Raw genomic sequence first — 14144 nt, 5'->3', positions numbered from 1 at the left:
TATAAGCTTCAACGAAAACCTTAGGAATTGAAGCCTTAAATGCGAATCTTTATTAACTTTGACTCATAAGTCAAATTTATGCTTCAAGATATTTTAGCTGCTTTACCGTTGGGTCTATTTTTGGCCTTTTTAATCGGTCCTGTTTTTTTTGTTTTGTTAGAGACAGCTGCTATGCGTGGTTTTCGAGCTGCACTTTCTTTCGATTTAGGCGTAATTGTAGCCGATGTCGTTTTTCTTTGTATCGCATATTTTGGAACCAATCAATTATTAATGCGCATTAAAGATGACCCAGCATTGTTTCTTTTTGGTGGAACCGTTTTAACTACTTATGGCATTATCAGCTTTTTGAAAGTTAGAAAAACCACTTTAAATTCAGCTAAATTTCAAATTCAAAAATTGAAAGGAAAAGATTACATAGGCATCGCCGGTAAAGGTTTTTTACTCAATTTCATTAACATTGGCGTTCTGGGGTTTTGGCTGAGTTTAATCCTGATTTTTGGCCCTACTTTAGATATGCAACCAAAGCGTTTAATTACATTTTTTAGCACGGTTTTAATTACATACTTAGTCATTGATATTTTTAAAATTTTATTAGCTAAAAAACTGAATAAGAAGCTAACTCCAACCCGAGTAGCGATTAGCAAAAAAATAATAAGCATCACCATAATTGTGTTTGGGGTGGTATTGATCTTTAGAGGAATCTTCCCTGAACAAAGTGAAAAATTTGACCCAGACGTGGAAGAAATAATGCCTGATACTTAAGATTGAAGCTTTTTAATCATACGTTGAATACGGTCTTTTAGTTTTTCTGAAGAAAGCTTTTCGCGCAAGCGGTCGGTGATTATTGGAAACGAAAACGGAGTAGGATACTGGCAATCCTTCCAAATGATGTTTTGTTTTTGAATGCGCTCTATTGCCAATTGCAACCGCCCTTGTTCCAAGCTGTGTTCAAAAGTTTCTACAAAAGCTTGTTGATACAATAAATTATCTGCATCAAAATCTTTAAACACATCAAATATTAATTGCGAACTGGATTGCAAATGTTTGTTCTGTACACTTTTGTTGGGATAGCCTGTAAATACTAAGCCTGCAATTACGGCAATATCTCTAAATTTTCTTCTTCCCATTTCGGTGGCATTCAAACTTTTTTGCAAGTCTTCCATCAAGTAAGCTGAAGAAAATAAATTGTTGTCCAACACCTGTTGCATGTCTACTTTTTGGTCGGAAAGCAATTCAAATCCATAATCGTTAAAGGCGATGGAAAAGGAAATGGGTTGCAAAAGACTAATTCGGTAAGCCAATAAACTCGCCAAAGCTTCATGAACAAATCGACCTTCAAAAGGATAAAATACATGGTGATTTCCTTCTCTAGTTGAAAAAGTTTCGATTAAAAACTCCTTGTCTGTTGGAATGATAGATTCCAATTCTTGGCGTTCAAAAATAGGGGCTAGGGCTTGCAATTCTTTTGACTTATTTGGCTGATGAGCTGCGTACAATTCGGCTCTTAATAGCTCCGACATTTGGGAAGACAAACTCAATCTTCCGCCCATCCAACTGGGAACTTTTGCTGTTTTTTGTTTGGATTTTCGAACCAAAACCTGCATACTTTTAATGCGCACCAATTCCAAATTTCTACCTGCGAAAGTGAAAACATCGCCAGGTTTTAATTTTGAAATGAACCATTCTTCAATCGAACCTAAAAAGCCACCGCTGATGTACTTCACCGTTAACACCGCATCGCTAACAATGGTGCCAATTTGAAGGCGATGTCGCATGGCAATACCACGGTGATTTACTTTAAATTTGCCATCTTCTTCAATCTCCACTTTTTTGTATTCAGCGTAATTTTGAAGCGATTGCCCACCGTATACAATGAAATTCAAAGCCCAATTCCATTGTTCTTCTGTAATGGCTTGAAAGCAAAAGGTAGATTGTATTTCAGGGAAAATTTCATTAGGATAAAACCCATCCGAAACTGCTAAAGTGATTAAATACTGCACCAATACATCGTAGGAATTTAGGTATGGCAATCGGTCTTCCACCGCTTCTTGCTCAACGGCTTTTTGTAATGCAGAAGCTTCGATTAACTCGATGGCATGGGTGGGCAAAAAGTAAATTTTACTGGTCTTTCCCGGTTGGTGTCCGCTTCGTCCGGCGCGTTGGAGAAATCGAGCTACTCCTTTTGGTCCACCGATTTGTATGATGGTTTCTACTGGAGCAAAATCCACTCCCAAATCTAAACTGGAAGTACAAACCACGGCTTTTAAGCTTTCATTCCTAATGGCTTGTTCTACCCAAATTCGGGTTTCTTTGTTGATGCTTCCGTGGTGCATGGCCAATTCTCCCGCAAACTCAGGATATTGTTCTAGTATTTTTTGAAACCAAATTTCGCATTGCGAACGCGTGTTGGTAAAAATCAAGGTGGTTTTGGAATTTTTAATAATGGGAATAATTTGTTCTAACAGATGAATTCCCAAATGACCTCGCCAGGGAAACTTTTCCATTTCCTTAGGAATCACACTTTCCACGATAATTTTCTTTTTTAGGTTGGCTTTGATTAAAGCGGTTTGCTTTTTATTTGAAGCAGCATTGCCAAGTAAAACTTCCAAGGCTTGATTTAGGTTTCCGATGGTAGCAGAAATTCCCCAAATTTTCAGATTATCTGTACAGTTTTTTAATCTGGAAAGCGCTAATTCCATTTGTACTCCGCGTTTGGTGCCGAGCAATTCGTGCCATTCGTCTACTACAATGGCTTTGCAATTTTTGAAGGTTTTAGGGTAATTTTTACTGGCCAACAAAAGCTGCAAACTTTCTGGGGTAGTAATTAAAAAATCGGGCATGTTTCGTTTTTGTTTAGCCCTTTCATTTTGTGGTGTATCGCCTGTTCGTATACCAACGCTGAATGGCAAATCCAAATCATTCACAAGCCGTTCAATAGATTGTTTTATTTCTAAAGAAAGGGCACGAAGTGGAGTAATCCAAACTGCTTTTAAACCTTTGTTTTCCTTAGGTTTTTCGGCTGCTTCCACCAATTCAGTAAGAATGGGAATCCATAGCGCGTAGGTTTTTCCGCTGCCTGTTGGCGCGTTGAGCAAGCCATTCTTTCCACTTAAGTATGCTTCCCAAGTATCTTTTTGAAATTGAAATGCAGTCCAGCCTTGTTTTTGAAACCAGTTTTCAATTTTCTGTTGAAATACTTCTTTTTTCATATTCATCATTCGTATCAAAAGTATGTGAAAAGCCAATTATTCAAAAAAAAAATCTGCCCCAAGGTTGAAGCAGATTTCAATTATTTCTGAAATGAAAATTTATTTTACCAATAATTTTTTAGTGAAGGTAGCTTCATTTGAAGTTACTTTTACAAGGTAAACACCAGCATTTAATTCATCTATATTCAATTGAATTTCTTGTGAAGCATCTTTTTCAAAGCTAGCTACTTTTTTACCATTGATGTTGTAAATTGAAATACCTACATCTCCAGTAGCATTTAAACCAACTTGAATGTTGACTATATTTTCAGCTGGATTGGGCCACATTTTGAATTCTTCTGTACCAAAAGTTTCATTGCTAAAGGTTTCACAGTCCAATTCATCAGTTGGTGGCATATCGAAGGCTTCAATTTGGTCTGAACGGTCGTCAGCATCACCTTGGTCTGCACTCCATCCTAAACCACGATCTGCAAAAGTTTGCCAAATTAAACATTGGTTAGCTCCATCGAAAGCCAATTCATCTGCCATTAAAATGGCATCTCTTCCATCTACAAATCCTGGGCTACAAGATTGAAGCTTTAAACCATCTGTTACCAATTGTAAAGCAATGTTATTTCCGCCGGTACCATTGTATAAGTCAGGATCAAAACCATATTCATCTATCAAAGCCCAAGTCATATCCCATAACATTTGTGCCCATACATAACCAATTCCGTGAGGTTGAGTTATGTTGGCATTATTGGTAATATTATAGGTAAACGGATTTATACTAGTATCAGTTGAGTATTGAGTTGGACGAATACCACCGCCACTTGTTTCTTGAGATATTGCGTATGTTCCATAACCTCGACCATCTGCAGCTAAATCTGAAGTTTTCATGGTCATTAGCAAGCCAATAAAATCACTCCAACCTTCACCCATTTGCTCTGCATTAAAAAGACAATCAGCTTGAAATTTACCACCGGTTAATCGTGTGGAAACACCATGACCAAACTCATGAGCAATAATTCCATTGTCAAAATCGCCATCGATCATGAATGGTCCATTGTTAACTAAAGTTGCATTTATAGTTGTTCCGTCTTCAATTTCTGAAATTAATGCTTCTCCGTCAGCTTGACTAATCATAATTGAAGGAATATTAATTGTGTTACTCGTTCCTCCCATATTGAAAGTGTCTCCACCTTCATTATTAACCACGATAACGGCTAATGCACCTGCGTCTTGAGCTTTTTGAACTTTAGAAACAAAAGTACATTCGCCTCTTCTGATAAGTGCAATTTTTCCATTGATATTAGCTGAATTTGTAAGTGTTTCACAAGCTAAATAATCGGGCGGAAAGAAGCTACTATCTTCTACCAAAACCAAATCTTCTGTAATAGGCGTGGCTGTTAGTGCTGGACCAAAACTAGCTTCATCACCGTTAATGTCTCCTGCTATTGAAGCAGGACTTTCTATAGTAAGTGGAGCATTTACAGGTCCTGGTGGATTCCACAAATACATTGTCATGGATGGATTGTTTCCATCTGGCGGAGTACCAAAAGTAGCGTTGTTTACTCCTGCGCCATCTTGCGCATCTGCATAAACAAAGTCATTTCCTTCACCTTCTGATGTATAGTTGGTTTCTTGAAAATTTCCAGCTGCTTCATCAAAACCGTATTGGTACAAAACATCATGCATTACGTTATTCCAATAAAATAAATTGGTAATAGCAGCGTCTTCATAAGTGGTTGGTGGTGCATTTAAATCTAAAGCAAAATCGAAAATTAAATCATCGCCACCATCTGGAGCGTGACCAACTGCATTTGTTCCAGCTCTATCTTCCTGCGCCCAAACATTATTGCCTCTAGTTATGGTAAATTCAGCTCCTGCAATACCATCTGTGTCATGCCAACCAAAAGGAGAAGCATTTTCATCAGCTGGGTCTACTTCTAAGCTTCGTACTCCGTGATTCGGAGATTCAACCGGAAAGGGAAACACATTGTATTGCGCACCATCAGTTGTACCTGTAAAGTTTTGGTAAGCAGTTTCTGCTAACTTTTTGGCTTGAAATTGAATATTTTTTTCAGTTGGTACTTTGGTTTGGTGTTCATGATTTTGACTGCAAGTTAATGTCCAATTGTGTCGGCTAATTATTTCTCCACTTTGAGCATCTACTCGAACACTCCACCAATCTTCACTGTTTTTTGCGTGAATAGAAAGATCCCAAGCCAAGTGAAGTTGTCCAGTTTTAGCAATTTTTTGGTAAACTAGTTTTACGGGTATATCTTCAAATGAGATATCTCCTGTATTGAATAAAAAATGTGAACTACTTCTTGTATTGATTACATTCAAATTAGTCGGGCTTTCTAAGCCAAGTTGAGTTGCAGCTGAATGAATAGCTTCTGCTGGTGAAATGTTTGCCAACAACCCATTTACCTTATCTTTTAAGTTAGCTTCAAATGAGTTTGAAAAATGCAGCACATCTTGATTTCTAATAGCAAAAACACCAATTGCATTAAATATAGGAACGTTATTGTATTTTTGTATTACATAAACGTTGTTGGTATTGGTGCTTTTTGCATAATGATAAGAATCTATTTCAAAGTTGGAAACATCTTCTTCGTTGAAACTTCCCTCCGCTACTTCTAAGCGTAATTTAGCTTCTATACTATTTTCAAAATTTTGTGCGTTGACCGAAGTTAATGTGCAAACACACATGCAAATTAGGAGTAGTTTTTTTATAATCATTTAGTATAATTTTCTCCAAAATACTACATAAGTCAAGTTTTACAAAGAACAAGTGCTTAAAACACCTAATATTTTAACATTTGTAAATTGTTTAAACTTATTGGTAAAGTATTGAAGATGCAAATATTAAATGTAATTACTGTTTAAAACGTTCTTATTAGAAGTTTTTGCAAAACATCTATTATGCATTTTGTTAATTGACTGCCAATTGCTTACAAATCTAATTATTAGATTAAAAAATTACTTTTCTGTTTCTTTAGTTTTGATAAGAAGCGCTACAATACCAGAAATAACTATTCCAATTGAAACATTGAATAAAATAGCGTTTTTAATGTAGGCTTCTAAGCTATGGAAGTTTTTAGCTGAAGCTTCTTTGCCGCCACTAATAACGTAGCGTTCTATTGCTAAATCTATAAACTCTGGCGAAAGGAAAGTGTTCATGTAATAGATTGTTGCTGGAGAAAGTCCAGCGATAATTACAGATAAAATTCCACCAGATAAAAAAGCTTGTTGCCAATTTATTTTTCCCTTATAATACTTGAATTTCTTTTCACGTAACGCTAAATAATAAAAAAGAGCTTGAGGGAAAATTATGAGTAAACTGTACATAATGTGCATTTGAATAAGCTCATCATGCCAACCTAAAAACTTCTCTAAAGAGAGCCACAACATATTGAAAGCTGTAAAATACAAAGCCCATTTGAATTCGATTTCAAACTTTTTCAAAATGCTATAATTTTAGTTTAATTGTGTTTAGTAAGCACCCATTCTCCTTTCTGAATTAAAGGTAAAGCTTGTTTATACTTTACTACTTTTTCTTCGCCATTGGTCACGTTTTTGATAGTAACTTTATCGTTTCTACCAATCTTGGGTTGCTCTCTTGTAATGGTTTCGGTTACTTGAGGTCGAGAGCCTCCAGCTTGTTGTCCAGCAGCTCTATTTTGTGCTGCTTGTTCATCTAAATTCTGGACTTCTTCCTTACGCGTTTGTATTTGTTCTTTTGGCCGTTGACTTCTTGCTTCTTGAATATTTGCAGAATCACGCTGTGGAATTTCCCCTTTAAACAAAAAGGAAATGACATCTTTATTTACTTCATCTAACATGACTTTAAAGAGTTCAAATGCTTCAAATTTATAGATAAGCAAAGGATCTTTTTGTTCGTGAACCGCTAACTGAACACTTTGCTTCAGTTCGTCCATTTTGCGCAAGTGATTTTTCCAAGCTTCGTCTATAATGGCTAAGGTAATGTTCTTTTCAAAATCGGTTACCAATTCTTTTCCTTCGCTTTCGTACGCACTTTTAAGATTGGTGGCTACTTGTAATGTTTTCGTACCGTCTGTAAACGGAACGGCAATGCGCTCAAATCGCTCTCCATGTTCTTCGTAAACTTGCTTAATTACTGGAAAAGCAACTTCTGCATTACGCAGCATTTTTTCTTCGTAGTTTTGATAAGCTGCTTTATACAACTGACCCGCAATTTTTTGCGGCTGCATTTTTTCGAACTCTTCCTTAGTAAGCGGTGGCTCTATCGAGAAAAAACGGATGCTCTCAAACTCAAAGTTTTCATAGTCGTTAGCCACTTTGTTGCTTTCGGTGATGGATTCTGCCGTATCAAAAATCATGTTGGCAATATCAATGCGAAGGCGTTCTCCGAAAAGCGCGTTGTAACGGCGTTTATAAATCACTTCTCTTTGAGCATTCATTACATCATCGTATTCCAACAATCGCTTACGAATACCAAAGTTGTTTTCTTCTACCTTACGTTGAGCACGTTCAATGGATTTTGAAATCATGGAATGTTGAATTACTTCGCCTTCCTGTAATCCCATTCTGTCCATTAATTTAGCAATACGTTCTGAACCAAATAAACGCATCAAGTTGTCTTCTAAGGACACATAAAATTGTGAACTTCCTGGATCTCCCTGACGTCCCGCTCTACCACGTAGCTGTCTGTCTACACGTCTAGAATCGTGGCGTTCTGTACCAATAATGGCAAGTCCGCCTGCTTTTTTAACTTCGTCAGACAATTTAATGTCGGTACCACGACCAGCCATGTTGGTAGCAATAGTAACAATGCCTGCATTACCTGCTTCAGCAACAATATCTGCTTCTCGTTTATGCAATTTGGCATTCAATACGTTGTGATTGATGCTTCTTATTTTCAACATTCGGCTTAGCAGTTCCGAAATTTCAACAGAAGTTGTACCAATTAAAACAGGTCTTCCTGCTTTAGAAAGTCCAACTACTTCATCTATAATGGCATTGTATTTTTCACGTTTGGTTTTAAAAACCATGTCTTGTTTATCGTCTCGCGCAATGGGTTTGTTGGTTGGGATTTCAACAACATCTAGTTTGTAAATTTCCCAGAATTCTCCTGCTTCTGTAACCGCTGTACCCGTCATTCCTGAAAGTTTACGGTACATTCTGAAATAATTTTGAAGCGTAACCGTTGCAAAAGTTTGGGTTGCATCTTCAATTTTTACGTTTTCTTTGGCTTCAATAGCTTGATGAAGTCCATCGCTATAACGGCGACCATCCATAATACGGCCGGTTTGCTCGTCAACTATTTTCACCTTGTTTTCCATCACGACATATTCGGTGTCTTTTTCGAATAAAGTGTAAGCTTTTAGCAATTGGCGTAAGGTGTGAATGCGTTCGCTTTTTACGCTAAACTCTCGGTATAATTCTTCTTTTTTTGAAATTTCTTCTTCCTTAGGAAAGTTTTCATTTTCAATTTTAGCAATTTCAACACCGATTTCTGGCATTACGAAGAAGTCTGGATCTTCTTTCCCTGAAAGGAATTCTACTCCTTTATCGGTTAAATCAATTTGATTGCTTTTTTCTTCAATCACGAAATACAATTCTTCATCTACTTTATGCATTTCCCGATTGTTGTCCTGCATGTAGTAGTTTTCGGTTTTTTGAAGCAATTGTTTTACGCCTTCTTCACTTAAAAATTTAATTAAAGCTTTGTTTTTAGGCAAACCTCTAAACACCCGAAGTAATTTAAATCCACCTTCTTTTGTATCGCCAGATTTAATTAACTTTTTGGCTTCTGCTAAAACGCCAGTAAGGTAAGCGCGTTGAGCTTCCACAATTTTATTAATCTGTGGTTTAAGTACTTCAAATTCATGAACATCTCCTTTAGGCACAGGACCAGAAATAATCAACGGAGTTCGTGCATCATCAATTAACACAGAATCTACTTCATCTACAATGGCATAATTGGGTTTGCGTTGCACCAAATCTTTTGGTGAGTGGCTCATGTTGTCTCGTAGGTAATCAAAACCAAACTCGTTGTTGGTACCGTAGGTAATATCTGCGTTGTAGGCATCGCGACGTTCTTGCGAATTGGGTTTGTAATAATCTACACAATCTACGCGCATTCCATGAAATTCGAATAAAGGTGCCATCCACAAACTATCCCGTTTGGCTAGGTAATCGTTCACGGTTACCAAGTGAACTCCTTTTCCGGTTAGAGCGTTTAAGTAAACAGGTAGAGTTGCTACCAAAGTTTTACCTTCACCGGTTTGCATTTCTGCAATTTTTCCTTGATGAAGCGCCAAACCACCGATTAGCTGCACATCGTAATGAATCATATCCCAGGTTACTTCTTTCCCTGCGGCGTTCCACGAATTTTTCCAAATGGCTTTTTCTCCGTTTAACTTGATATAATCTTTTGAAGCAGAAAGTGTACGATCAAATTCGTTAGCTTCTACTTCTAATTCGGTGTTATGAAAAAAGCGTTTTGCGGTCTCTTTTACCGTGGCAAAAGCTTCGGGTAAAATTTCTTCTAATACTTTTTCTGAAGCATCATAGATTTGTTCTTCTAAAGCATCAATTTCTGCGTAGATGTCTTCTTTTTCAACAATATCTTTTGCGTTTTCAGCTTTTTCAGAAAGTTCTTCAACTTGCTTATTCAGTTCTGCTGTAGCTTCTGCAATTTTTTGTTTAAATCGAGTAGTGTTATTCCTTAGTTCGTCTAGGCTAAATTTTTCAAATTCATCTTCAAACGATCTTATTTTATTGATGATAGGTTCAAGAGCTTTTACATCTTTTTTTGATTTATCACCAACAAATATTTTTAAAACGGAGTCTAATAATCCCATATTGGATGCAATTTTATAGTGCTTTAGCTGAAAATAAATCAGCTTGCCAAAGGTAATGAAAAAAAAAAGTCTCGAAGTGAGACTTTATAGCTTTGTATTTGTAAATTCTTTAATATTCGTCTTCGTTCCAGAGGTAATCTTCATCTGTAGGATAATCCGGCCAAATTTCATCCATAGAATCGTATGTGTCTTCTTCGTCTTCAATAGACTGAAGGTTTTCTACCACTTCTAATGGAGCTCCAGTTCGAATTGCGTAATCTATCAATTCATCTTTAGTTGCCGGCCAAGGAGCGTCACTCAAGTACGAAGCTAATTCTAATGTCCAGTACATTTTACGTAAATTATAATTTTTGCAAATGTAATTTTTTTGCGGTAAATGTCAACTAAAATTACATTAATTTAAAAGTTAAGTCAAATCTCTGTATTTTAGGGTGTTTTGCCTTTTTTTGTCCTGTTATGTAGTGTTTTATTTAGTCTTTTCGGGTATCCATTTTACTTCTTCAGCATCAACATCTTGACTAATTTTGCGAGCGAGGACAAATAAGTAATCCGAAAGTCGGTTGAGGTACTGCAAAACTTCTTCATCGAATGGTTCGAGATTATATAGCGCTGTTGCTAATCGTTCAGCTCTCCGACAAACACAACGGGTAATGTGGCAGTTGGAAACACTCGGGTGACCACCAGGTAAAATAAAATGTGTCATTTCGGGCAAGCTTTCATTCATTTGGTCAATCTCTTGTTCCAATTTTTCAATGTCTTCTTGACTAATTTTTGGAATGGTTAAACGTTCTTTACCATTTTTTAGTTTTGCTTTTTCGGGATCGGTGGCAAGAATAGCTCCGATGGTAAATAATCGATCTTGTATTCGGTTTAAAAGATTTTTTACATCTTTATTTTCATAAGTGTCTTTTACCAATCCGATGTGCGAATTTAATTCGTCTACCGTTCCGTAGGCATCGATTCGCAAATGCGATTTGGGAACTCGAGTACCGCCAAATAGGGCAGTAGTACCTTTATCTCCTGTTTTAGTATATATTTTCATTTCTAGCGTTTTCTATTTTTTCTTTTCTCGTGAATGTTTTTTCTGAAGTTTCTCTGTTCGCGATCAAAACGTTTTTTTCGGTTTCGCTTGTTATTCCATAAAACCAAAACAAAAAGTATTGCGATAACAATGATGACAAAAATAAGTTGGATTTCTGCTGAAATTTCTTCTAACATTTCAAAAGTTAATTTAAATCTGAATCATAAAGATAGTAGAATCTTTGAGTTTTCAAAATTTGAATCCAGCTGAAATAAAAAAGTCATTCAATAAATTAAAGATAATTCTCAGAAAATGAATCTCAGTTTTTTTATTTTAAATAAACGTGAGTCGATATAAATATTAAAAGAAATATTTGAGAAAAGCAGAAAAAAAGAAAAAACTAATGATTATGTGCTGGATGCTTTTCTAAATAGAGCAGATAAGCCTTATTTAAATACTTGGATGCAAGACCAACTCGATGAAGCAAAATATAGAAGAAAAACCATCAAATGGAAACGCTATAAAAACAAAAGTGGCCTACAAAAAAGAATAAAGCTTTGTATAGTCCAAATTAGTTGAAAGGTGTTTTTTTAATAATTTAATCAACTAGTAAATTTTAAGTTCAACACCATAATCATTACTTTTATGGCTTCTATAATGAGGCTTTTCTAAATGACATTGTTTGAACAAATAATTCAATTTCAATTTTAAATCTATTTCAATGCTGTACCCACTCAAATTTACACCCATCTCCAAATACAGAATTTGGGGAGGCAATAAATTAGATACTGTTTTAAACAAAGGATTTAATACTGAAAATTGCGGTGAATCCTGGGAAATTTCTGATGTTGAAGGCGACGAAACCAAAGTAGCAGATGGTCCTTTACAAGGGATGAATCTGAAGCAACTCATCGACAAATATAAAGGTGATTTGGTGGGGCAGTCCGTTTACGAAAAATTTGGAAATGAATTTCCTTTGCTTATCAAGTTTATAGATGCCAAAACACCATTGTCAATTCAAGTGCATCCTAGCGATGAAATGGCCAGAAAAAGACATCAATCTTTTGGGAAAAATGAAATGTGGTATGTCATGCAAGCCGATGAAGATGCAGAGCTTATCGTTGGTTTTGATGAAAAATTGAACAAAAATACATACAACGAGCATCTCAAAGCCAATACCATTCTCGATGTAATGCATCACGAAAATGTACAAAAAGGAGATACGTTTTACATCCCAACAGGAAGAGTTCATGCCATTGGAGCTGGTGTTTTGTTAGCGGAAATTCAACAAACTTCTGATGTAACCTACCGTATTTACGATTACAACCGAGTGGATAAAAAAACAGGTGCTAAACGAGATTTACACAACAATTTAGCCATAGATGCCATTGATTTTGAAGTGCATAGCAAGTATAAGACAGATTATAAACAGGTGGTAAATATTTCTAATAAGTTGGTGCATTCTCCGTATTTTAAGACCAATTACTTGCCTATAAAAGATAGCTTAGAAAAAGACTACAGCCATTTAGATTCATTTGTCATTTATATGTGTATCAGCGGTTCAATTGATCTAATGGTGAATAACACTTCGTACAGTCTACAAATGGGAGAAACCATATTACTTCCCGCTTGTATCGATCAAGTTCAATTGAATGTAGATAAAGAAGCTGAAGTTTTAGAAATCTATTATTAAGTTCAATTATTTGCTCTGCGAAGTCAGTGACTTCAAAGCTGTATAATGTTACGAAAGAAGTAAAGCATAATAACATTGTTTAACATCTACGCTTACAGGCTATTGTATAAAACACAGTAATTTTTCATATTGCAATGATGTACATCACTGAAGGCTATACAATATGAGACCACAGCAAACTATTTGAAAATAGTAGGTTAGTTAAAAAAATGGAGCTTATTAGATTAGCCCGTAATATTCATTCAAAAAGTATTTACGCCTTGTAGCGACTAAGAAAAACTAGAATTTTCGTGCCTCAAATTTGAGTTTTTCTAAATCGGGGTTAACCGCCAAAAACAACAAGATTATTAAAATCAGTGAATAATGGCGGTTAACTTTTTCAATCTTTCACAAGCTTGCTCAGCTGTAATATCGCGTTGTGGGGTTCCAAACATTTCGTAGCCTACCATAAATTTCTTCACGGTTGCGCTGCGTAAAAGTGGTGGATAAAAACTCATGTGCCAATGCCAGTGTTCATTTGCTTCACCGTTGGTTGGCGCTTGATGAATTCCCGCTGAATAGGGAAACGAACAATTGAATAATTGATCGTAAGCTTTGGTTAAAACCGAAATTGCTTCCGCATACGCCATAGCTTCTTCTTCAGATAAGTCTAATATGCTCTGGTAGTGTTTTTTTGGAGTAATCATTACTTCAAATGGCCATACTGCCCAAAATGGAGCAAGTACAACAAAATGATCATTTTCGTAAATAATACGCTCTTGTAATTTCAATTCTTGTTTTAAATAATCGCCTAATAAACTACGCTTGTTTTTTTGATAGTATTTGGCTTGATGTTTATGTTTCTTAGCAGCTTCATTTGGAATGGTAGATTGGCTCCATATTTGACCATGCGGATGTGGATTGCTACAACCCATGACCGCACCTTTATTTTCGAAAATTTGAACGTGATTAATATGAGCTTCTGAACCCAATTCTTTATATTCTTTTTGCCAGGCTTTTACCACTTTTGTAATGTCTTCAACTGCCATATCAGGAAGGCTTTTGGAGTGGTCTGGACTAAAACAGATGACTTTGCAAATACCGCTTTCACTTTCTGCTAGAAGCAAGCCATCATTAACTTTAAATTCTTTGGTGTCTGATTGTAGAGCAGCAAAATCATTAGTAAATACAAATACGTCTTTGTAATCTGGATTTACTTCGCCATTAATACGTGTATTTCCAGCACATAAATAACAATCAGGGTCGTGTGCAGGTCTCGCTTCGTTAGCTACTTCTTCTTGTTTGCCTTGCCAAGGCCTTTTGGTTCGATGTGGAGAAACCAACACCCATTCTCCGGTTAAAATATTATATCTTCTGTGCGAAAAATCTTGTAAATCTGTATTCAT

10 protein-coding genes are annotated in these 14144 nt (G+C 36.1%); 2 read left to right on the top strand and 8 right to left on the bottom strand.

Translation table 11 applies throughout. The features are described from left to right. The first annotated feature begins 78 nt into the window (after window positions 1-78). Window positions 79-762 (top strand): LysE family translocator, encoded by a 684-nt coding sequence (locus IEV72_RS07040; RefSeq protein ID WP_188458392.1) that lies wholly within the window; start codon window positions 79-81, stop codon window positions 760-762. On the opposite strand, the gene IEV72_RS07035 is transcribed toward IEV72_RS07040, so the two are convergent. The 7 genes from IEV72_RS07035 to IEV72_RS07005 all read right to left on the bottom strand — a co-directional run bounded on the left by IEV72_RS07035 (window position 759) and on the right by IEV72_RS07005 (window position 11263). Next, entirely contained in the window at window positions 759-3209 is a 2451-nt protein-coding gene (locus tag IEV72_RS07035; protein WP_373283995.1) for a ligase-associated DNA damage response DEXH box helicase, read from the bottom strand. The two genes, IEV72_RS07040 and IEV72_RS07035, sit on opposite strands and share 4 nt — an antisense overlap. 99 nt (window positions 3210-3308) lie before the next feature. After that, window positions 3309-5936 (bottom strand): T9SS-dependent M36 family metallopeptidase, encoded by a 2628-nt coding sequence (locus IEV72_RS07030; protein WP_229731827.1) that lies wholly within the window; start codon window positions 5934-5936, stop codon window positions 3309-3311. A 240-nt stretch (window positions 5937-6176) separates the two neighbouring features. Continuing rightward, a complete protein-coding gene (locus IEV72_RS07025) occupies window positions 6177-6662 on the bottom strand; it encodes a DUF4199 domain-containing protein (protein WP_188458391.1) in 486 nt (161 codons plus the stop codon). 17 nt (window positions 6663-6679) lie between these two features. After that, window positions 6680-10045: a preprotein translocase subunit SecA gene (gene secA, locus IEV72_RS07020; protein ID WP_188458390.1), complete on the bottom strand. Its 3366-nt coding sequence runs from the start codon at window positions 10043-10045 to the stop codon at window positions 6680-6682. Window positions 10046-10154: 109 nt separating this feature from the next. Next, entirely contained in the window at window positions 10155-10376 is a 222-nt protein-coding gene (locus IEV72_RS07015) for a DUF2795 domain-containing protein (protein ID WP_188406666.1), read from the bottom strand. Window positions 10377-10511: 135 nt separating this feature from the next. Continuing rightward, window positions 10512-11087 carry a cob(I)yrinic acid a,c-diamide adenosyltransferase gene (locus IEV72_RS07010; RefSeq protein WP_188458389.1) on the bottom strand — a complete coding sequence of 192 codons (576 nt, stop codon included), beginning with the start codon at window positions 11085-11087 and terminating at the stop codon, window positions 10512-10514. Window positions 11088-11089: 2 nt separating this feature from the next. Beyond that, a complete protein-coding gene (locus IEV72_RS07005) occupies window positions 11090-11263 on the bottom strand; it encodes a hypothetical protein (protein ID WP_188458388.1) in 174 nt (57 codons plus the stop codon). 524 nt (window positions 11264-11787) lie between these two features. Here IEV72_RS07005 and IEV72_RS07000 point away from each other — a divergent pair. Then, entirely contained in the window at window positions 11788-12759 is a 972-nt protein-coding gene (locus tag IEV72_RS07000) for a type I phosphomannose isomerase catalytic subunit (protein ID WP_188458387.1), read from the top strand. A 353-nt stretch (window positions 12760-13112) separates the two neighbouring features. Here IEV72_RS07000 and IEV72_RS06995 read toward each other — a convergent pair whose 3' ends face one another. Then, complete coding sequence (locus IEV72_RS06995; RefSeq protein WP_188458386.1) at window positions 13113-14144, bottom strand: UDP-glucose--hexose-1-phosphate uridylyltransferase; 1032 nt, start codon at window positions 14142-14144, stop codon at window positions 13113-13115.

Origin of the sequence: Psychroflexus planctonicus (assembly GCF_014640195.1) — a bacterium.
In the GTDB taxonomy this organism is placed as follows: Bacteria; Bacteroidota; Bacteroidia; order Flavobacteriales; family Flavobacteriaceae; genus Psychroflexus; species Psychroflexus planctonicus.
The sequence above is the reverse complement of the archived record's forward strand: the minus strand, read 5'-3'. Positions and strand labels throughout refer to the sequence as shown.

Excerpts from the sequence above, each read along its gene's own strand:
- IEV72_RS07040 (WP_188458392.1), top strand. The coding sequence starts at position 79 with ATGCTTCAAGATATTTTAGCTGCTTTACCGTTGGGTCTATTTTTGGCC.
- IEV72_RS07035 (WP_373283995.1), bottom strand. The coding sequence starts at position 3,209 with ATGAAAAAAGAAGTATTTCAACAGAAAATTGAAAACTGGTTTCAAAAA.
- IEV72_RS07030 (WP_229731827.1), bottom strand. The coding sequence starts at position 5,936 with ATGATTATAAAAAAACTACTCCTAATTTGCATGTGTGTTTGCACATTA.
- secA (WP_188458390.1), bottom strand. The coding sequence starts at position 10,045 with ATGGGATTATTAGACTCCGTTTTAAAAATATTTGTTGGTGATAAATCA.
- IEV72_RS07015 (WP_188406666.1), bottom strand. The coding sequence starts at position 10,376 with ATGTACTGGACATTAGAATTAGCTTCGTACTTGAGTGACGCTCCTTGG.
- IEV72_RS07010 (WP_188458389.1), bottom strand. The coding sequence starts at position 11,087 with ATGAAAATATATACTAAAACAGGAGATAAAGGTACTACTGCCCTATTT.
- IEV72_RS07005 (WP_188458388.1), bottom strand. The coding sequence starts at position 11,263 with ATGTTAGAAGAAATTTCAGCAGAAATCCAACTTATTTTTGTCATCATT.
- IEV72_RS07000 (WP_188458387.1), top strand. The coding sequence starts at position 11,788 with ATGCTGTACCCACTCAAATTTACACCCATCTCCAAATACAGAATTTGG.
- IEV72_RS06995 (WP_188458386.1), bottom strand. The coding sequence starts at position 14,144 with ATGAATACAGATTTACAAGATTTTTCGCACAGAAGATATAATATTTTA.